Raw genomic sequence first — 21,273 nt, forward strand, 5'->3', positions numbered from 1 at the left:
GGCCTGCCAACCGGATCAGTGGATAGGTTTATCCCTCCGATAAGCCATTCAGAAGTCGATCCAATGCCTGACGCCCCCGAGTTTCATGGAGCTCACTTTGAGTTCATCAAGACCGCCCTGCCCGACTGGGTCAAACAGGCTTCACTGACGCGTTTGCGCGCGCTGAAACGCACCGGGCTTTCTGGTACGGCCCCCTATCCCCAGGCGTCCCGCCAGCAACACCTGCACCTGCAAGGCGCGGTTTCGCAACAGTGGCAATCGCAGAACGCACTGGACCAGGCCTTTGCCGACCTGAGCGATGTAAAAGCCTTCGCCGAACCGCTGCTCAAAGGCGCCTTGCAAGCACAGTACGGCGATATAGATGTGCGCACGACGTTCCTGCGCACCTACGTCAACGCTGACCAAGCGTGGTGGACGATCAACGTCAAGCCTGGCGTCTACAGCCGTACCGTTTCACTGCTGGACGCGGCGCTGCACAACTTCGCCGCCAACGACCAGTTTGTCGACGCCGCCTTCCTCGGCCCGGCCGATGCCCGTGGCCAACAGGACATCCTCACGCTGCGTCATCAAACCCACGGCACCCCGCTGACCGCCGTGGCGTTCAAGGCGATCTGCCGCGCGCTGGACATCGGCGCGCGCTACCAGGCAAGCCTCACCCGACGCCTGGGGTTCAACGACCCGGCGCGGGCACGTGCCCTGCGTGACCAGGTCATAGGCAGCCAGCAACAGGGCCTGCGCACCGCCGCGCACCTGGCATTACTCAAGGGCGACATCCAGGCCGACGCGCATGGGCTGATGCTCAGCGTCAGCCAGGGCCAGGCTAACCTGGCGCTCGATGGCAAAACCATCGGCTGCTATAGCTTGAGCCTCATGGACATGGCACTGGCCGGCATCGTGATTTTCGCCACCGAGCAGTCAACCGCCGCGCGACGCCTGATCGTCTACGTACCCCAAGACCCGGAGCACCCACTCAAGGAGTACCCCTCGCCCCAGGCGTTCCAGCAGGAGCTGACCCGCCAGTTGCGCGCCACTCAGGGCTATCAAGGCTTTTTCAGCCAGTTCGTGGCGCATTCCGAGCGCGGTGCTTTTTTCAGCCAGCTCAACGCGCCGTTGCGCTTGAACCTCCAGGACATCGCCAGCGATTATCAGAACCGCTCGGCCACGCCCGAGCAGGACACCCTGTGGCGCTACCGCTACCGCATCATGCTGAACAAAATCGTCAACGACGCCCGTGACATTGCCGTGTCCACCGCCGATGTCGACCGCCACGACCGCTGGGCCTGGTGGGACAACCTGGAAAAAATCCTCGGCGATATCCTCAACGCCGCACTGCTGGTGATCACCCCGTTTGTGCCGGGGCTTGGCGAGCTGATGCTGGCGTACAGCGCCTATCAAATCACCGACCAAGTCTTCGAAGGCATTGTCGATTGGGCTGAAGGTAGAGGCGCCGAGGCGTTCGAACAGGCTATCGGCGTGGCCCAGAGTGCGCTGCAGTTCGCGCTGTTTGCCGGGGCGGTCAAGGTGGGTGGAATCCTGCGTCCCAAGCTCTCGGCGTTTGTCGAAGGCCTGGTGCCGGTCAAGCGTGCCGACGGCCAGGCGCGCCTGTGGCACCCCGACCTTGCACCCTACGCGCAGACCGTCGCGCCGCCCGCCGGCTCGCCCCCCAAGGCGTCGGGCCTTCACCCAATAGGTGACAAAACCTTGCTGGCACTGGATGGCCGTCACTATGAAGTGCGGCAAGAGCCTGTCACCGAAAAGCACCACGTGGTGCACCCGACCCGGCCCGATGCGTATCGCCCGCGGGTGACCTTCAACGGCGAAGGCGCGTTTGTGCATGAAGGCGAGCAACCGCGTAGTTGGGACAGCAGCACCCTGATGCGCCGCCTCGGCCATCGCATGCACGGTTTCAGTGACACCGAACTTGAGCAGATGCGCGTCGCCAGCGCCACCGACGAGGGCGTATTGCGCAGCGTGTATGTGCACAACCAAGGTACGCCGCCGCTGCTGGCCGGCACCCTCGCCCGGGCCGAAGCGCAGCGCTACCCGCAGATTGTCAGCAGCAAGATCCGCAGCGGCCAGGCCCTGGCACAAGATCCGTCCTCCGACTGGTTCGAGCAAATGGTCACTGAACTCCAGGGCTGGCCGCAGGACAAGGCCATCGAGGTGTTTCAAAAGTCCGACTTCAGCGGTGTCTCGCACACGTTCGGCCACCCGCACGCCGGGCCGGCCGATACCTTGCGGTTAAGCGTGGCCCAGGTGATGTCCGGCAACCTGCCAGAGCGGGTATTGGGCTTTCTCGACGAACCCGCCATCCACACCCTGCTCGGCGCCGACGTTGCACCGCCGCAGCGTGTGCAGCACTTGCGCAACCAATTGGCGGATTACGTGGAGAGCCAGACCGGCGATATTGCCCAGCGCGTTTACCAGACCTGGGAATCGATCCGCGAACCCCGGATGCAGTTGTTGCGCCACGCCGCCCCCGACCTGGACACCAGCGCCGCACGGGCGGTCATTGGCCGCGCCACAGCGGCGGAACTGGCCGTGATGGATCAGCACCAACGTGTGCCCCTGCGGCTACAAAATCTTGCGCGGGAAGTAGGCTTTGCCGCGCGCACCGTAAGGGCCTTTGAAGGATTTGATCAGGTGCCGGCTCCGCTGGACACCGAACACCTGGTGCTCAACACCCTGAAAACCCACAGCGACGTGTTCACCGACCTGCACGTGGAGATTCGCGAGCAGCGTGTCGACGGTGCGGTGCATTGCGACGTAGGCCCGCCCCACGCCACACACCAACGCATTCTGATTCGCGGCCCCCAGGGCTACACGTTACCGGGCCCGTCAACAACCAGCGCCGTCAGCCTTTACGACGCTGTGCTGCGCGCCCTGCCCGAACCGCAGCGTGACGCCCTGGGCTATCGGCTGGGCCAGGGTGCGGGGCTCAAGCACTGGCTGATGGAAACCCTCGCCCCCCTCGCCGAACGCCGCACCCTGCTGGCCGAGCCGCCCGTGGCCAACGTGGCGGCTCGCGAGACCCTGCAGCTGCTGGGCGGGCCAGTCATCAGCCGCTGTGGACGCGAGCCCGCCATGACACCGGCAACCCACGCCCGGGAAGCCTTGCAACAGCTGTTTCCAAGCCTCAACGACGCGCGTCTGGAGCGCTTCCTGACAGAGTTTGAACCCGGCCCATTACGCATCGTCCTCAACGACCTGATTGTCGAACAACACCAATTGCTGGCCGACCTGAATGCCTGGGAGTCAGCCCCCACCGGCCGCACAAAAGACAGCCGTGAGGATCGCCGGGAAAAGCGTCGACGAGGCCAATGGGCGCTGGTGCTGAGACGCTGCTGGGAAGACCGGTTCGCCGAACACCTCGACGGGTTTGACCAAGTACAAAGTGGCGCCCGGCTGGACACGCACGGCCTGCAACTGCCCGAGACACTGCCCAGGCTCACCACTCGCTTTGAACATGTTACGTCCCTGGCCATCGGCGACTCAGGGATGAAATCGAACCATGGGGCTTTGCTCGAATGGTTTCCATCCCTGCGTTCACTGGACCTGAACTACAACGACGTTGAGCAACTGCCGGCCGAACTCGGCAAGCTGCGGTTTCTGAAGCACTTGAGCATGGCCCACAACAACCTGCAACTGAGGCCGTCGGACATCGCCCTGCTGAAAAGTTTGCGCCGCATGGAAGCCTTGAACCTCAGCAACAACCCATTGGAATGGGCACCCGACATCAGCCTGATGCCTAACCTGCGCTACCTTGACCTGTCCGAGACGCAGATCAGCGATTGGCCCGCCGGCCTGCTGGCCCAGCCCAGGAGTGAGCGATTTACGCTCGATTTGCGCGGCACAAGGATAGACACCGTGCCCGACCTTACGCCCGGTTCGGAGCGTGCGGCGCTCATCGCACGCGCCCGCATCAACCGCCTGCGGCTGCCGGCAGTGCACCGCGAACGCCTGGCGAGTTATCGCCTCGGCGCCGGCCTGGACCCCGAACGCACCTATGAACCGCAGGGCGAAATGACGCCCTGGCTGACCGATATCGACGCCAGCGAGCGCGAAAGCCACGCCCGGCTATGGAGCGCCGTGGAGCTTGAGCACGGCTCCCAAGGGTTCTTCGAAGTCATTCGCTACCTGCAACCTCCGGAATTCTTCGAAACCGTCGCAGACGAACAGCGCTATACGGCCAATCAACCACAACTGGCGCAACAGGTCTGGCGACTGTTGCGCGCCGTGCATACCGACAGCGGCTTGCGCGAGCGGCTGTTTCGACTGTCGAGCTTTCCCGGCTTGTGTGCCGACGGCGGCGCACAGATTTTCAATGAGATGGGGATAGAGGTGCTCGCCAGCGAAGCCCGCAACCAGGCCATCAGCGGCCTCGAACGTGAAGCCCGGCTGGTGACCCTGGCGCGCGGTGCGGCCCGGCTCAAATTGCTGAGCAAGGTCATCCGCGAAGACATCGCCCATCGCCTCAAGCCTGTGGCCGAAGGTGGCCTGGGCCTGCGTTTGCGCTCACAGATGCAGGACGGCCTGCCGGGTACGGTGGATGAAGTGGACATCTACCTCGCCTACCAGACCTCGCTGGCCGAGAGACTGGACCTGCCGTGGCTGTCGGACCACATGCTCTACCGGCGCACGGCCAATGTCAGCGCGGGCAGGATTGCCCAGGCGTACACCACCGTCGAGGAACTGGGCGAGGGCGACGGGCTGGTCAACCAGATGCTTCTGGAACCCTACTGGGAGGAACACCTGCGCGAGCGCTATGACGACCAATACCGCGACAACGAGCGTGTGTACGCCGACAAGTTTTACGCCCTCGATGACCAGCAAACCGCCGAGAACATGCCGGATGAACAATACAACCGGCTGCTCAATGACCTGGGCTACGACGAGAAGGCGTGGATGCGCAAGGTCACGCGTGAGGCTCTGGCGCAGGCTTCGGGCATGACCAATCGCGCCGGCCTGCGCCCATCAGTTACAACTGCGAATCCCAGATCACGGTGACGCTGCCCGAGTAGGTCCGCCCCGCGCCGGGTTGCAGCATTTGCTCCACCGCGTCGCGGGGAATCTCGAAGTGCAAGGTACTGGGCTTGCGGTCCACGTACTGCGTGGGCTGGAACAACTCTGTACCCACACCGTCTCGACGCAATGGCAGACGATTGACGGGCCGCCCAAGCGCATCGGTGATGCCGTAGGGCATGCTCACACTGACATTCACTGGCACCGCATGCCCGGAAACACTGTCCTTCACCCCACACGCGCTGTCGCCCTCGGCGTACTGGCATTCGAGCTGCATCTTGAAGCGCGAGGAGGCATAGAGGTTGACGGTCTGGTCGCGGAACAGCTTCGCCGGCTTGCGCCCCTGATTCAACCACGCCTGCCAGCCACCCTGCGGGATCAGTTCGACCGTGTTGCCACCCGGCGGAATGTCGACCTTGAGGATGTGGTCCACGTCCAGGGTGAAGTTGAAAGTCAGCACCTCGTCAGTAGGTATCATCACATCGCCCATGTCGAAATCCTTACCAGGCCCTACCGAATAGGTGATAGTCCCGGTGTATTTGCCAGAGGCCATCTTCAGAGGGTTCGGGGTTTTAAGCGCATAGGCGTATTCGGTGGTGCTGTACCAGAACGCAGTGATATCCATCGATGGAATTCGGTTACACACACCTGCATTCTCCGGAACTATCCAAAAAAACAGGACCAAGGTGGTGCCTGCTGCAAGATAATTAACCCCCGTGCACGGCGCTGGTGCATTCCTCCACATGCTCTGCCAAGCGACCCCCGGTTGAGCCCAGGCTTCGACGTGGGGCCGTATATCCCAACGATGACCAATGCCGGCGATGCGCATCTGCACCGTACTGGACTCCCCGGTCTCCTCATGCATGACCGGTACGTCTCGCCATTCCGACGGGACTTTCCACATGGCGCCCTGACGAGGGTCGGTGTGGTTCGCCAGAATCGGCGTTTTCGCATGGAAGTTCAGCGCATTGGTTCGAATGGTAAATATCCCCATCGCCTTGCATTGCGACGGGATGTGCCAAGGGCAGATGCCGCTCTCGGGTGTGGTGTTCTTGAACTCGTTTTTTTGCGGGCTGGTGGGGTCGGGCCGAAAACTTGCCTCGATGTCCTGCACCAGGGCCTGCGCGGTCGGGATGCTGCCCAGGAACAACAGGCACATCAAGCCGAGTGTTCTATTCAAAATCATTGTTTTCCACTCAATAATTGTTGCGATTGCATCACTCGCTTCAAGGCCTTAAAGCATCGAAGATGATCTGCACACTGCCAAAATACTGGCCGGGTCGATAACCCTCGTCCGGCACCTGCGCGGCAATGGTCAGCGCGACGCGCTTACCCACCTTGGCCTCTTCCTCGGGCACTACCAGGTTGTCGGACAGGTCGAGCCGGTGGCCGTTAAACGTCACGTTCAGCGCGATCGAGTCAACCCCGTTGAACAGCGTCGGCTCATACCCCAGGCGCGCCGTAATACCGCCAAGGACGTTTTTCACATCGAAGTCTTCCCGCAACGGGCTGAGCGCTTCGGTGACCGGGTTCCAGCTCATTTTCTGCTCGCGCTCAAGAAACTGTGAGTTGAGCGGCAACACGTAGAAATCCGCCGTCGGAATACTCACCGAGACATCGAAGGTGTGCTCTTCCCGCGCCGCAAACGTGGACTGACAGAGCAGTACCCAGCAGCCGCCCACCCACCAAGCCACGGCGCGCCGACCGCGATTCAATCCCCTGTTCATCAGCCTTTCACCTCATGCACCTTGTGCTCGCCACCTTCGACCACATGGAAGCGGTACACCCGGCCCGGTTTCTTCTCGAAGCTAAAGACACGCCCGGGCAACACGTGATTCTTGGTCACCGGGTTGCACTCCAGGGCGTCACTGGCCGAGCAGTCCTTGAACTCATCGACCAACACCACGCTGTTGCCGTTATTGCGCAGTTGGTACTGACCGGGGTCATTGTCGATTTGCGTATCGAAGCGGGTATTTTTCGGCCGTACAAAAAACACCGTGCCGTAGCCCGCCAACACACTCACACCGGCCGACAACGTCTGCTTGTAGGCATCACGCTCCTCTTGAGTGACGGCAAACTCGTCTTCCTTTTCCGGCACCACGGGGATGTAGCGCACGCGGAAGTAACGCTCCTTGTCGCGATCACCGCGGTGCAAAAGGCGAGTGCCCTGGGTGCCATTGGGCGGCACGATCAGCCGGGCGGGGCTGGCCATCAGGCCGTCGCGCGTACCGTCAGGCAGGCTTTTGAGAGGCACTTCCCTGGCAGTGCCGTCGGCGCCGTAGAGGATTTCCAGCACGGTGACTTTGACAAAGGCGGTACTGTCACCGCCGTTGAACACCCGCTTGAGGTAGTTGCTCTTGTCACCGTCCAGGTAGTCGTACACCACCCCCACATTGATACTCGGCCCGGCGTGGGCGTTAAACGACAACATCAACAACCCCAGTACCGCCAGCAACACCTTCATAGCTTTCAACCTCATGGATAATCCGCCTGACCCTGACACTTGAAAAAAACCACCCAACAACCGTTTCACGCTGCTCATCACCCGCTCCCCTTCATCAACCTGCCGCTGCGGCAGTGCTGGCGGTGTCTGCCAACGTGTCCGGCGTGCAGCGCAGATCACCGATCATCAAGATGTCGTTTTCCACCCGCGCAGCACTGGTATCGAGGCGGAAACGGCAGAGCAATTGGTTACCCTGGCGCACTTCCAGGGTGGGTGAGGCGGCGTTCATTTCCATGGAGAAGAACCCGTCCACTTCGCTGACTCCACGGCTGGCGTGGTTGATCACGTGATGCCCTTTCAGGGGCTGGCCCTGGGGATCGATCAGGCGACCGAGCACCGTCACGGTTTTCATCACGCTGACCTTGCGGTATTGCACGCCGCCCTTGTTCAGGTGATAGCGGGTACGCGCCGGCTCAATGTTCGCGGCAGGTACATGGTTGCCTTCAAAATCGAAGCTCAGCGAGCTGCTCTTGTAGGCGGTGATGGGGATAAAGTTGCGACCGGCACGCAAGGCCGTGCTGCCCCCCGTCATGTCGTCGGCACGCAGGGCGATATCGTCGACGTCGCTCTCCACATCGATAATCATGCCCGCGCCGCTGCCGTGATACTGGCTGGTCAGCGCCAACTTGCTCTCGCCCACCGCGAAGGTATTCCACAGGTTCAGGCCACCACTGAATTCGTTGTTGTAGGAGGAGCGCAACATGAATGCATCACCGTCGACCTGCTCCGTCTGGAAGCTGGCCATGCCGGACAGGCCGACGCCATAGGTGTCGGTACTGGCGGTGGCCGAGACGCTTTGCAGCACATGGTTTTGCATGTCCTTGCGGTAGGTCACGGACGCATTGTTGTCGCGCCCGCCCTCACGGCCGGTGCGCGTACCGATGCTAGCGGACCAATGCTCGCCAGGGCCACCCAAGGCCAGGCTGACACTGAAATCGACCCCACGATTGCGCTCGTCACCCGTGCTGGCGCTGCCGGGCCGGTCGAATAACGACAGGCGCCAGTTGGCATCGCTGCCCCACCAAAACGTACGCTGCGTCCAGCCCAGGTCCAGGCCCACGCCTTCGGTATAGCCCTCGCTGTGGGAGAGCCTGGCATTCAACGAATTCTTCACGTCCACACGATGATTGAGGGAAACGGACGAGTTGCTGGTCTGCCCGGTAAAGATGTTGCGCTGACGGATACGCGTGCCGTCGGACAAGGTTTCGTAGGTGTTGCGGGTGTCGAGCCAGCTGCGGTTATGGCTGAACACCACGCTGCCCGCGCCATAGCTGTACAGCCCGTTGATATCGACACCGGTGCCGTAGTTATCGGTCTGGTAAACGTTGGCGTACAGGCTGGCATTGTTGGCCACGGCCAGGTCCACAGAGGTGCCGTACTGCATGTGGTCTCTGACCTGGCGCCCCGACAGGCCCACGACCACACGGGGGTGCAACAGATAGTTGACCGACGCACCGGCGGTCATGTCGCCGCTGTTCTGCTCGTCCCAGTTACTGAGCAGCTTGCTTTCCTGGCCGGCAAACACGTTGTAGCGCCAGCGCTCATCGTGGTTACGCCAGTTGTTGGGCTTGTACACCAACTCCTGGGTGGTGGCGGTGATCTGGCCATCTTCCACCAGGCGCACTTCCACATCGTAGATGCCGCCGGGCAACGTCCGGGTATCCAGGCTTTGCAAGCCGGCACCGACTATCTGAGTGTTGATCAGCAAGCCGTTGCGATAAATCTCCACCGAGCCCTGACGGTTGGCGGTGACAAAAATCGGGTAAATACTGGCCTTGGGGTTACTCACCATGAGGCTGTCGGAGCTGCCATACATCACGCCGATGGCGGTGTCCGGGCTGGCGCCGAAGGTACGTAATTGCCGGGTGAGGCCTTCGGCATTCGGCGTGAAGTAGCCCAGGCGCAGGAAGCGGCCTTCGAGTTCGCGCTGGGTGTAGAGCGAATACACCGAGTGCTTGATGCCGTCATCGTCCGGCCCGCCCAGCCGGGAAAATTGCATGTTCAGGGTCTGGTTCCAGAGCCCCATGCTGCTATTGGCTTCGATGCCAAAACGGCCGCCGGTGTCCTGCCCCTGGCCACCACTGATATTCAGTTGATTGCTCACGATCAGGCCGTGACTGCCGTCTGGCGGCAGTTCGTGGTAGCGCTGGGGTTGCGCATCACGCTCAACGTTTTCGGTGAGCAGCGACACCAGCGAGTGTTCGAGGTTGTAGTGCACTGCCATCAACTGTTCGGGGCAACCGCTTGCACACGCGCCCAGCGGCACGCCTTGCTTGAGATAGGCCGCCCAGCGCTCACGCTCGTCAAGCTTGATCGGGCTGCCGTCATGGTCGGTGAACTCCAACAGGGTCAGGCGATCATCGCGGCTCAGCACAATCATGGCCTCGCCGACAAACAACTGGTCACGCTCAACCCGAACGGCGAGGGGCACATCGAAAAAGTGTTCTTCAAAGTCCGCCGGCAGCCCCTTGGCCTGAGCCAACAAGCTTCGTGGTGTTGTACCGTCATCGGTTGCGGCCAGCGCACCCGAACACAGTAAAAACAAGGCGAGCGCTGTCGCGATGGGAGTCATCGGGAACATGAACGAAATACCTGAAACAGACGAAAGTCGAGAATCAGGCCGATCGCCTTGACGGTGAATCGGCCTGCAAGGATGCCGCGCAGAACCTGGGCTCAGCGCGCATCGAGCAACATCAAAGGTTTAGCGTGGCACTGAGTCGAACACCACGGTGAAGTCCGCGTTGTACAGGCCACTTTGAGTATCGGCCGGCTTGGCAGCTGTGATCAGCATGTCAGCCTGGGTACCGGGCGTAGAGGCTGCATCGTCCACGACTTCCTGCGGGATCGCGCTCAAGACTGTGCCGTTGAACGTGGTGGTGAGCGCAATGGAATTGGTACCGTTGGTCAGTGATGCCGGGCCGCCTTCGATGTAGGCGTGAATCGAGCCTTCAGTGTTTTTTACGTCGAAGGTTTCGCGCAACGAACTCAGCGTGCTGGTGACCGGGTTGTAGGACATGACTTCGGCTTTACCAAAATCAGGGTTACGCGGTTGAGCATGGAATTGCTTGGTCGGAATACTCGCCGAAATTTTAATGTTGGTGGTTGCCTCGCCAGCGGCAAACACGTGGGAAGTGCCCATCGCCAGCAACAGAGCGGGAATGACGAAAGTGGTTTTATTCAGCATTTTATTACCTGCTTCTTGATATGAAATGTGGTTGGGTCAACAGCCAAAAACTGTCTCCTCAGGCGCCGCCAGAACATCGTGTTCTTGTTACCCGACTCGCTGTGCAACGCCGACACAGGATCCCCCCATTTTCAAATCAAGTAAGCCAGCTGTTTCTCTTACTCATGTAGTTAACAAAGACTACGCAAGATGGAAAAAAACCTTATTAAAGAAAAGCCAGGGTATTACCCGTAATACATGAATTACATCAGCTTTAAGTTATGACTACTTACGCGCAACCCTATACCTGTAAGACAAGTAGTACGGACTATTGCCTACATCTTTTATCGAAAAAACCTACACATCCAACTCCCTGAAAAGCCTCGGGAACCGTTCGTCAGGTCAGCTTGCACGCTGATTAAGATATATCTTAAGTTATGTCTTAAGAAAGCACAGAGGCGAAAATCATGAGAGAGCATCACCCCCATTCCCACCCTCGCGAGCACGGCGATGGCCGCGATGGCTTCGAAAAACGTCCCGGCCGCGAACGCGGTGGCCGTGGCCCCCGGGTCTTTGCCCCTGGCGACCTGAAACTGCTGTTGCTGGCGCTGATCGCCGAGCAGCCCTGCCATGGCTATGACCTGATCCGCCAGATCGAAGCTATGTTCGATGGCGCCTACAGCCCCAGCCCCGGCGTGATCTACCCGACCCTGACGTTCCTTGAAGAAAGCGAATTGATCAGCGGCGACGCCGAAGGCGGAAAAAAACGCTACACAATCACCGACGCCGGTCGTCTTTCTCTAGGAGAGCAGGCGGTTGCACTGGAAGGCGTGCGCATGCGCATCGACGTCAGCAAACGTTCGTTGCGTGGCCATGACCGCCCGCCCGAAATCCACGAGGCGGTGCATAACCTGCGCCATGCCTTGCAACTGCACCACGGGCGCTGGAGCCCGGAAGAAATCATCCGCGTCGCGGCGCTGCTCAACGGCACCGCCCAAGCCATTGTCGACGGCCCGGCCGTTCAACCTGTCCAGGGGAAAGCTGAATGAATACGCAAGCCATCCATCGCGTCACCCACGAGATCAAACGCCGTCGCCTGGACGTGCTGCGGGTGGTCGATATCACCCCGCGCATGCGCCGCATCACCCTGGGCGGCCCTGAACTGGCGGGCTTTGTCAGCCTGGGCAGCGACGACCACATCAAGCTGCTGTTCCCGCAGAACGCCGCCGAACAGGCCGCGCTGGAAAGCCCGACCTTCAACATCAAGGGTGAAGGCCCGCAACCGGCCATGCGCGACTACACCCCACGCCGGTTTGACCTGGCCATCGGCGAGCTGGACATCGACTTTGTGCTGCACGGCGACGGCCCTGCCTCGACCTGGGCGGAACAGGCGAAAGTCGGCCAGCACCTGCACATCGGCGGGCCGCGCGGCTCGATGATCGTGCCGGACATCTTCGACAGCTACCTGCTGATCGGCGACGAAACCGCCCTGCCCGCCATCGCTCGACGCCTGGAAGAATTGCCGGCCGGGCGCACGGTGCTGGCGGTGATTGAAATCGCGAACGCGGCGGAGCAACAAACGCTGCACAGCGCCGCAGATGTGGAGGTGATGTGGGTGATACGCGGCCAGGATGACCTGCTCGATACCGTACAGAAACTGACGCCACCAAGCGGCTCTTTGTATACCTTTGTCGCGACCGAAACCAAGCTGTCGCGCAAGGTGCGCCGCATATTGCTGGATACTCATCAGATAAATGAAGAGTTCCTCAAGGCGGTCGGCTACTGGCAAGCCTGAACCCCGACCTGTAGGAGCGAGGGGGACGCCTAGTCCTTGCTCCTACCGATCTTGTCCAGCCCCAGGACCGTCAACGCGATCAGCACAAACCCGGCCAAGATCCCCCCAGCATTTACGAACACCTGTGGATAACCCAAGGTGCCAACATCAATGAACGGGTACTGATACTGCCCGATCAAATCCCCACGCAGCAGCGCATACGCGAAGTACAGCAGCGGGTAGATCAGCCACACGCCAATGTGTGCGAGCCGCAGGCTGCCCTTGGGCACGCACCGCCACCAATAAATGACAAACAGCACCGGCATCACGTCGTGGAGTAATTCGTCGGCGATAAATTGAAAGCCTTCGGGCTGCCACAAATGCCGTAGCAACAGGTTATAGGCCAAGCCCACCACCACGATGCTGACGGCAATCGCACTACTGACCGGGGGCGCCAGGAAAAACCGTTTCGCGGCGCTTTCCCGCTTGACCAACGCGTAGCTCAACACCACTACCGCCAGGGTGTTGGTCAGCACCGTGAAGAAGCTGAAAAAGTTGATCAGCCCACCCAGCAGGCTGGCGCCGGTGGACCAGCGCGAATAGAAAATCAGGTATTGCTGAATCGCCAAGCCGACCCAGCCGGCCAGCGCCGCCGCTGCAACGAACCGCTTCATGCGCTCAATCCAGCGGGCGTTTGGTGCGCATCAACTTCACGTACAACCCTTCGACCTTCTCCCGCGCCCAAGGCGTCTTGCGCAAAAAGGTCAGGCTCGACTTGATGCTCGGGTCACTCTTGAAGCAGCGCACATCAATGCGTTCGGCGAGGCCTGCCCATTCGTAGTGTTCCACCAGGGTGGTGAGGACGTGCTGCAGGGTTACGCCGTGGAGCGGGTCGTTGCTTGTCGCGGTCATGCCGGGCCTATGAAAAAAGTGATCACGAAGGTGCACACCTTATCACCCTGCCTCCCCAGGTAAAAAAGTTCCCGCTCCCGGATCGTTCCCACGCTCTGCGTGGAAATGCCGCCTTGGACGCTCTGCGTCCCGCTGTGGGCGAAGGTCTCAAGTCCTGCGCAAGTTGACGCGGAGCGTCACCGGATGCATTCCCACGCGGAGCGTGGGAACGATTTTCAGCAAAAAGTTCCGCTTTATGGTGAAAAATGAGATGTTATATTGTAACTTTAATTATCAAATCTTTTCGCCGTTTTGCCAAGGAATGTCCGATGTCCCTCTCTTCTCTGTGGCGCTTGTCCCCCCTCGCTGCCGCCCTGCTGATCTGCTCCGAAGCCTTCGCCCTTGAACTGCAACCCCAAGTCATCACCGGCAACCCGCTGGGCAGCGCGCAACTCGCCTCGCCAACCACCGTGCTGGAAGGCGATGACCTGACCCTGCAACAAAAAGGCAGCCTCGGCGAAACCCTGAACAAGCAACCGGGCGTGTCGTCGTCCTACTTCGGACCAGGCGCCAGCCGCCCGATCATTCGTGGCCAGGATGGCGACCGCATTCGCATCCTGCGCAACGGCGTCGGCGCGCTGGATGCATCATCGCTGTCCTACGACCACGCCGTGCCGCTGGACCCGGTCAACGTCGACCGCATCGAAATCGTGCGCGGCCCCGCTGCATTGTTGTACGGCGGCAGCGCCATCGGCGGCGTGGTCAACACCTTCGACAACCGCATCCCCACCGAAGCCATCGAAGGCATCCACGGGGCCGGTGAATTGCGCTACGGCGGCGCCGACACCACCCGCAGCAGCGCGGGCAAACTGGAAGCCGGCAACGGCACCTTCGCCCTGCACCTGGACGCCAACGCGCGGGAATTCAACGACCTGAAAATCCCTGGCCAGGCCCGTAGCCGCCACGCGCCAGAGACCGAAGACGGCCCCGGCAAAAATGGCCGCCTGGGCAATAGCGACGGGCGCCAGGACGGCGGTGCGGTGGGCGGTTCCTACACGTGGGACGACGGGTATGCCGGGCTGTCCTACAGCAACTTCGACAGCAACTACGGCTCGCCCGCCGAACAGGGTGTGCGCATCCGCATGCAACAGGATCACTACGCCTTTGCGTCAGAGATCCGCAACCTGCAAGGCCCGTTTACCTCAGTGAAACTCGACGCGGGCTACACCGACTACGAACACCGCGAAATCGAAGGCGGCGAAACCGGCACGATTTTCAAGAACAAGGGGTATGAAGCGCGCGTTGAAGCCCGCCATCAGCCTATCGGCCCGTTCGACGGTGTGGTCGGCGCGCAAGTGACCCGCAACGAGTTCTCGGCGCTGGGTGAAGAAGCCTTCGTGCCACAGACCGACACCAACGCCGGCGCGCTGTTTATCCTCGAAGAAATGCAGGCCACCGAGCGCCTGAAACTCAGCCTCGGCGGGCGCCTGGAACACACCAGCGTCGACCCGGACGCCAAGGGCAACGCGCGCTTCGCCAATGCCGACAAAACCAACGACTTCACCGCCGGCAGCCTGTCGTCGGGCGCGGTCTACACACTGACCCCAATCTGGTCCCTGGCCGCGACACTGGGCTACACCGAACGCGCGCCGACCTTCTACGAGCTGTACGCCAACGGTGCGCACGTCGCCACCGGCACCTTTGAACTGGGCGATGCCAACCTGAAGAAAGAAAAAGCCGTGTCCAGCGACCTGGCCCTGCGTTTTGACAATGGCACGCACAAAGGCAGCTTCGGCGTGTTCTACAGCCACTTCTCCAATTACATCGGCCTGCTGGGCAGCGGTCGCACCTTGAATGACGACGGTGAGGAAGACGCTGGCGGCATCCCTGAGTACACATACTCCGGCGTGCGTGCGCGTTTCGCCGGCTTCGAAGCCCAGGATCACTGGAAGTTGGGCGAAGGCGCCTACGGCAAGTTCGCCCTGGAGCTGTCGGGCGACTACACCCGCGCGACCAACCTGGACACTGGCGAAGCCTTGCCGCGCATTGCGCCATTGCGCTTGAACAGCGGTTTGCTGTGGGAACTGGACCGCTGGCAGGCGCGTATCGATGTGGAACATGCCGGCGGGCAGGGGCGTGTGCCGGATAACGAAAGTGGCACCGACGGCTACACCACTCTCGGCGCGAGTGCGGGGTATCGCTTCAACGTGGGTGGCAGCCAGTGGCTGGCGTTTGTGAACGGTGAAAACCTGACCAACCAGACCGTGAGGTATGCGAGCTCGATCCTGCGCGATATTGCACCGGCACAGGGGCGCAGCGTGCAGGTCGGCGTGCGCACCACGTTCTAAAATAATCGCTCGCTTTCTGCGGCGAGTGAGCCTGTCGTGGCAAGTGAGCCTGTCGTAGCGAGCGGTTTTTTTTGGCGAGCGGGCTTCTCGTGGCGAGCGGGCTTGCCCCGCGTTGGGTGGCGAAGCCGCCCCAAAACCTGCAACTGCGGTGTGCCTGACACACTGCGGTGGTCTTACTGGGGCGGCTTCGCCGCCCAACGCGGGGCAAGCCCGCTCGCCACAACAAGCCCGCTCGCCACGGAAGCCGGCTCCCTCAGTTATTTTTGCAGCGACGTTCTGTCACTGTTACCAAATCTGAAATGATGCATCTTGCGATTTGCGCTTTCTCTCGGCGCACAGTCCCTTTATCCTTGCCAGCAACAAACTGAAACGTTTCACTCCCCCGGTCGACTCCGTCTTGCTGAATTTTCCTCGCCATAAAGACAGCGCTGTCTTACACCAACCTGCGCCTGGGAATAAATCGCCCGCCTGTGGATAACTCAGTTATCCACAGAAAAACCCAAATATTGCTGAACCAAGCCCGCGCCGAATCGTCATCTACAGTGAAGCACGGGGTTACATAATTCCAACGTCACGGAGAAACACACTATGAGCACTGATGGTGCTTCAAGCCCAAGCCGCCTGCTGCCCAGGCTGCTGGGGATCTTGCTGCTGATCATGGGCCTGGCCTTGCTGGCCGGTGGTATCAAGCTGAGCATGCTCGGCGGGTCGCTGTATTACCTGCTGGCCGGTGTCGGCATCACCTTGACCGGCATTCTGCTGCTGGCCACCCGCCGCGCCGCGCTGGGCCTGTACGCGCTGGTGCTGTTCGCCAGTACCGTGTGGGCCCTGTGGGAAGTCGGCCTGGACTGGTGGCAACTGGTGCCGCGCCTGGCTCTGCTGTTCGCCCTCGGCATCGTCATGCTGCTCCCGTGGTTTCGCCGTCCGTTGCTGCGTGGCCAACCTGCCCCGCTGGGTACCGGCGCGCTGAGCGTCGCCGTGGTACTGGCCGGCGCCGCTGCACTCGCCAGCCAATTCACCAACCCCGGTGAGATCAAAGGCCAACTGGACCGCGACGCGGTACCGGGCATGGCCAACGCTGCGCCTTCCCAGGCCGATGGCGACTGGAATTCCTACGGCCGTTCGGCCTACGGTGATCGCTACTCGCCTTTGGCGCAGATCACTCCGGAAAACGCCCACAAGCTGGTCCCTGCGTGGACCTTCCGTACCGGCGACATTCCTGGCGCTGGCGACCCCGGTGAAACCACCGCGGAAAACACCCCGCTGAAAGTCAACGGCATGCTCTACGTGTGCACGCCGCACAGCCAGGTCATCGCGCTGGACCCGGACACTGGCAAGGAAATCTGGCGTTTCGATCCGAAGATCACTACCCAGGGTGCCGAGAGCTTCAAAGGTTGGGCGCACATGACCTGCCGTGGCGTGTCGTATCACGATGACGCCGCCTACGCTTCTTCGCTGAGCCCCACCGGCAGCGCCAGCCCGGCTGCTGCGCCGAATGCCTGCCCGAAACGCATTTTCGTACCGACTGCCGACACCCGTCTGATCGCCCTGAACGCCGACACCGGCAAAATGTGCGAAGACTTCGGTGACAAAGGCCAGGTCGACCTGCGTGCCAACATCGGCACCTTCGCCCCAGGCGGTTACTACTCCACCTCGCCACCGGCCGTGACCAAGAACCTGGTCGTGATCGGCGGTCACGTCACCGACAACGTCTCCACCGACGAGCCAAGCGGTGTGATCCGCGCGTTCGACGTGCACACCGGCAAGCTGGTGTGGAACTGGGACAGCGGCAACCCGGACGACACCACCCCGTTGGCCGAGGGCAAGACCTACACCCGCAACTCGCCGAACATGTGGTCCATGTTCGCCGTGGATGAAAAACTCGGCATGCTCTACCTGCCGATGGGCAACCAGATGCCCGACCAATACGGCGGCGACCGTACCGAAGATTCGGAAAAATACAGCGCCGGCCTGACCGCTCTCGACATCGACAGCGGCCACGTGAAGTGGACCTTCCAGTTCACCCACCATGACCTGTGGGACATGGACGTGGGCGGCCAGCCTTCGCTGATCGACATCAAGACCGACGCCGGCGTTAAGCAAGCGGTGATGGCGTCGACCAAGCAAGGCAGTATCTACGTGCTGGACCGTGCCACGGGCCAGCCCGTCGTACCTGTCCACGAAGTGGCTGTACCGCAAGGTGCAGTGGCAGGCGATCGCACCTCCCCTACCCAGCCGAAGTCCGACCTCAACTTCATGCCGCCTCCTCTCAAGGAACGTGACATGTGGGGTGTGACGCCGTTCGACCAGATGCTGTGCCGGATTGACTTCAAATCCCTGCGCTACGACGGTCCGTTCACGCCGCCATCGCTGCAGGGTTCGATCGTTTACCCAGGTAACTTCGGCGTGTTCGACTGGGGCGGCATTTCCGTCGACCCGGTTCGCCAGATCGCGTTCGTGAACCCGAGCTACATGGCGTTCAAATCGAGACTGATCCCGGCCGCCGACATCGCCAAGCAAGGCCCACGCGTCAGCGAAACCGAAGGCGTGCAGCCAAACAAAGGCGCGCCGTACGGCGTGATCCTCGAAGCCATGCTGTCGCCAATGGGCCTGCCGTGCCAGGCACCGGCGTGGGGTTATGTGGCCGCGGTCGACCTGACCACCCACAAGACCATTTGGATGCACAAGAACGGCACCGTGCGTGACAGCTCGCCGGTTCCGATCCCCCTGAGCATGGGCGTGCCTAGCCTGGGCGGTACGTTCACCACTGCAGGCGGCGTGTCGTTCCTCAGCGGTACCCTCGACCAGTACCTGCGTGCCTACGACGTGAAAAACGGCAAGCAGTTGTGGGAAGGCCGCCTGCCAGCCGGCGCGCAAACCACACCGATGACCTACACCGGCAAGGACGGCAAGCAGTACGTGCTGGTCATGGCCGGCGGTCACGGCTCCCTGGGCACCAAGCAGGGTGACTATGTGATGGCGTTCAAACTGCCGGACTAAGCAAAACCGGTGGTAAAAAAGGCGGCTACCCTCAACAGGTAGCCGCCTTTTTCATGCCCACTGCAACATTCAATGTGGGAGGGGGCTTGCTCCCGATAGCGGTGGGTCAGTCGATGTATCTGTGGCTTATCCAACGCTATCGGGAGCAAGCCCCCTCCCACAGGGTATGAGCGGTGTTCAAAAAATCGGGTTCACAACAGCACCCGCTCGCGCCGCATCCACAGCTCAAACGCCATCGCATTCAACGGCCGGCTGATCAGGTAACCCTGGGCGGTGTCGCAGTTCCACTGTTTGAGCAGCTTGAGGCTGGGCTCGAACTCAACGCCTTCGGCCACGACCTTGAGACCCAGGTTGTGGCTCATTTCGATGGTCGAGCGCACGATCACGCCGTCGCCACTGGTGCTGTCGAGGTTGCGCACGAAGGACTGGTCGATCTTCAACTCCTGCACGGGCAGGCGTTGCAATTGCGCCAGCGACGAATAGCCCGTACCGAAGTCATCCACCGACAGGCTGATGCCACAGCCACGCAGTTGCTCCAGCACGCTGAGGGCCTGTTGCGGGTTGTGCATGATCGCGCTTTCGGTGATCTCGAAAATCAACTGCTGGGCCGACACGCCGTATTGCCTCAGCAAGGTGGTCACGCGAATGGCCAGGTCATCGTCGGCCAGGTCGTCCACCGAGATATTTACCGACAGCTGAATAGGCAGGCCGCGTTGCGCCCATTCGCCGATCTGGCGGATCGCTTCTTCGATCACCCAATGGGTCAGCCCGCCCATGCTGCCGGTGCGTTCGGCCAAGGGAATGAACTCGGCGGGCGAGACCAGGCCCAGGCTCGGGTGCTGCCAGCGCAGCAAGGCTTCGGCCTGGCGTACATGGCCGTGCTTGAGGTCGAGCTTGGGCTGGTAGCAGAGGAATAATTCGCCTTCGAACGCGGCACGGCGCAAGTCGCGGATCAGGGTGATCTGGCGCTGGTGCGCGAGGTCGCGGTCCTGTTGGTAAATCTGCAGATAGCCCGGCAGCGACGCCGCATCATGCCGGGCGATGGCGGCGCGGCTGATCAGCTCTTCCACCTGCTGGCCATCGGCAGGATACGCGGCGATGCCAATGCTCACTTCATGGCGCACTTCGTCATTGCCGATGCGCTGGGGTTCGGTCAGCAGCGCGTAAAGGCGGTCGGCACGGGCGACGGCGCGGTCGATCTCGGTATTTTCCAGCAACAGCAGGAACTCGCTGCCGGTGATACGCGCCGCCGTGTCACTGGCCAACAGGCTCATGGACAGGCATCGGCTGGCCTCGCGCAGCATTTCCTCGACACCCTGCGGGCCGAAGCCTTCGTTGATCACCCGGTAGTTTTCGATCCCCAGGTACAGCAACACCACCGGCCGCCGCGCACTGATCGCACTGCCCAGGCGCTCCATGGCCAGGGCTCGGTTGGGCAGGCCGGTGAGCGGGTCATGCAGCGCGTTATGCGCCAGTTGCCGCTCACGCACAGCGATGCCGCTTTGCATGGCGTTAAAGGCGCGGGCCAGCAGGCCGAACTCATCGTGGCTGCGCACCCGCACCGGCGTGCGGTAATCCCCGGCGCCGATACGCCCGGCCGCCTCCACCAACGCATTGAGCGGGCGCGACACCCGCCGCGCCAGGAACAACGCGCCGGCCAGCGACACCAGTAACACCGCCAAGGCAATCCCGAGGAATTGCCGGTCCAGCGGGGCAAAGGATTCCAGCGCATGGTCCAGCCGACTTTGCAGCAGCACGCGCACCTCATCGCCATCGCCGGTGTTGGCCAGTGGCAACACCTGGCTGAGCACGCGCTCGCCGTAAAACAGATGGATATGCGCCGCGGGATTGACGTGCGTATCACGCAGCAGGTTGAGGATGGTGGCCTGGTAGCCATCGGGCTGGGTGCTGAACAACTGGCCAACTCGGCCGTCCTGCAGGCTGAGGAACGATACTTCCAGGTTGCTCATGGAACGCAGTTCATTGGCGAACAGTTTGTCCATCGCAAACCCCATGACGATACGGGCGATGGGCTCCGGGTCGAGCACTTCATCCTGCACCAACAAATACGGGCGACCGTCCAGGGCCACGATCAACATTTGCAGGCCACTGCGCCGTGCGTGACGCATGGCGTCGCTGTAGGGAAACGGCTGACCGCGTGTGAGCACGGGCAAGGTACTGACCATCACCTTGCCATCGAGCCCCAGCACAAACACTTCGCTGGAACGGATGCCGGTGCCATGCCTGCGCAGAGCAGCCAGAATCGGCACGGTCTTGCCCTCGGCCACGGCCTGTTTGAATGGGCCGTCGACGGTGAGCCAGCCCAGCCCGTATTGCAGGCGTTGGCCGCGCAGGTCCAACAGACGTTCGAACACCTGGCTACCGGTTTTCAACTGGACCTGGGCCTGATTCTCCACCGCGCGGGTGGTGGCGGCCTTGACCGCGAAGTAGGTGGCTGCGACGACGACCAGCAGCAACAGCGCCAGCACCCCGGCGATACGGGTTTGGAACGTGTGGCGCCACGTCATGGCAGTGCCCTCTGGCAGCGCTCGTCGTTCCCTGCCACTGCGTC

At 61.5% G+C, this 21,273-nt stretch carries 13 protein-coding genes; 5 read left to right on the plus strand and 8 right to left on the minus strand.

Annotated features, from left to right (window positions below):
• The first annotated feature begins 63 nt into the window (after positions 1-63).
• Positions 64-5,007, plus strand: a complete 4,944-nt coding sequence (locus ACR52_RS02805) for a dermonecrotic toxin domain-containing protein (protein WP_048720258.1) — start codon at positions 64-66, stop codon at positions 5,005-5,007.
• Here ACR52_RS02805 and ACR52_RS02810 read toward each other — a convergent pair.
• The 5 genes from ACR52_RS02810 to ACR52_RS02830 all read right to left on the minus strand — a co-directional run bounded on the left by ACR52_RS02810 (position 4,979) and on the right by ACR52_RS02830 (position 10,709).
• On the minus strand, positions 4,979-6,208 hold the full coding sequence (locus ACR52_RS02810) for a hypothetical protein (protein WP_048720260.1): 1,230 nt from the start codon (positions 6,206-6,208) through the stop codon (positions 4,979-4,981). The genes ACR52_RS02805 and ACR52_RS02810 overlap by 29 nt on opposite strands.
• 40 nt (positions 6,209-6,248) lie before the next feature.
• The gene (locus ACR52_RS02815) at positions 6,249-6,749 is read right to left on the minus strand and encodes a CS1 type fimbrial major subunit (RefSeq protein WP_082143086.1); all 501 of its coding nucleotides are present in this window, start codon (positions 6,747-6,749) and stop codon (positions 6,249-6,251) included.
• Positions 6,749-7,486, minus strand: a complete 738-nt coding sequence (locus ACR52_RS02820) for a pilus assembly protein (RefSeq protein WP_048720262.1) — start codon at positions 7,484-7,486, stop codon at positions 6,749-6,751. The genes ACR52_RS02815 and ACR52_RS02820 overlap by 1 nt, the downstream gene beginning before the upstream one ends.
• Positions 7,487-7,580: 94 nt before the next feature.
• A complete protein-coding gene (locus ACR52_RS02825; protein ID WP_048720264.1) occupies positions 7,581-10,106 on the minus strand; it encodes a CS1-pili formation C-terminal domain-containing protein in 2,526 nt (841 codons plus the stop codon).
• 120 nt (positions 10,107-10,226) lie between these two features.
• Positions 10,227-10,709, minus strand: a complete 483-nt coding sequence (locus ACR52_RS02830; RefSeq protein ID WP_048720266.1) for a CS1 type fimbrial major subunit — start codon at positions 10,707-10,709, stop codon at positions 10,227-10,229.
• A 446-nt stretch (positions 10,710-11,155) separates the two neighbouring features.
• Between ACR52_RS02830 and ACR52_RS02835 the strand changes: the two genes are divergently transcribed.
• Together ACR52_RS02835 and ACR52_RS02840 are read left to right on the plus strand one after the other, a co-directional pair.
• Positions 11,156-11,737: a PadR family transcriptional regulator gene (locus tag ACR52_RS02835; protein ID WP_048720268.1), complete on the plus strand. Its 582-nt coding sequence runs from the start codon at positions 11,156-11,158 to the stop codon at positions 11,735-11,737.
• Entirely contained in the window at positions 11,734-12,483 is a 750-nt protein-coding gene (locus tag ACR52_RS02840) for a siderophore-interacting protein (protein ID WP_048720270.1), read from the plus strand. The genes ACR52_RS02835 and ACR52_RS02840 overlap by 4 nt, the downstream gene beginning before the upstream one ends.
• Positions 12,484-12,512: 29 nt before the next feature.
• Here the strand turns inward: ACR52_RS02840 and ACR52_RS02845 are convergent, their stop codons facing one another.
• Positions 12,513-13,136, minus strand: a complete 624-nt coding sequence (locus ACR52_RS02845; RefSeq protein WP_048720271.1) for a Pr6Pr family membrane protein — start codon at positions 13,134-13,136, stop codon at positions 12,513-12,515.
• A gap of 4 nt (positions 13,137-13,140) precedes the next feature.
• The gene (locus tag ACR52_RS02850; RefSeq protein ID WP_048720273.1) at positions 13,141-13,374 is read right to left on the minus strand and encodes a VF530 family protein; all 234 of its coding nucleotides are present in this window, start codon (positions 13,372-13,374) and stop codon (positions 13,141-13,143) included.
• Positions 13,375-13,682: 308 nt separating this feature from the next.
• On the opposite strand from ACR52_RS02850, the gene ACR52_RS02855 reads away from it, so the two are divergent.
• Together ACR52_RS02855 and ACR52_RS02860 are read left to right on the plus strand one after the other, a co-directional pair.
• Positions 13,683-15,701, plus strand: coding sequence for a TonB-dependent receptor (locus tag ACR52_RS02855; protein ID WP_048720275.1), 2,019 nt, complete (start codon positions 13,683-13,685; stop codon positions 15,699-15,701).
• 588 nt (positions 15,702-16,289) lie between these two features.
• A complete protein-coding gene (locus ACR52_RS02860; protein ID WP_048720277.1) occupies positions 16,290-18,701 on the plus strand; it encodes a glucose/quinate/shikimate family membrane-bound PQQ-dependent dehydrogenase in 2,412 nt (803 codons plus the stop codon).
• A gap of 191 nt (positions 18,702-18,892) precedes the next feature.
• On the opposite strand, the gene ACR52_RS02865 is transcribed toward ACR52_RS02860, so the two are convergent.
• Positions 18,893-21,229, minus strand: a complete 2,337-nt coding sequence (locus ACR52_RS02865) for a putative bifunctional diguanylate cyclase/phosphodiesterase (protein ID WP_048720278.1) — start codon at positions 21,227-21,229, stop codon at positions 18,893-18,895.
• Positions 21,230-21,273 lie beyond the last annotated feature (44 nt).

Source organism: Pseudomonas fildesensis (genome assembly GCF_001050345.1).
Lineage (GTDB): Bacteria > Pseudomonadota > Gammaproteobacteria > Pseudomonadales > Pseudomonadaceae > Aquipseudomonas > Aquipseudomonas fildesensis.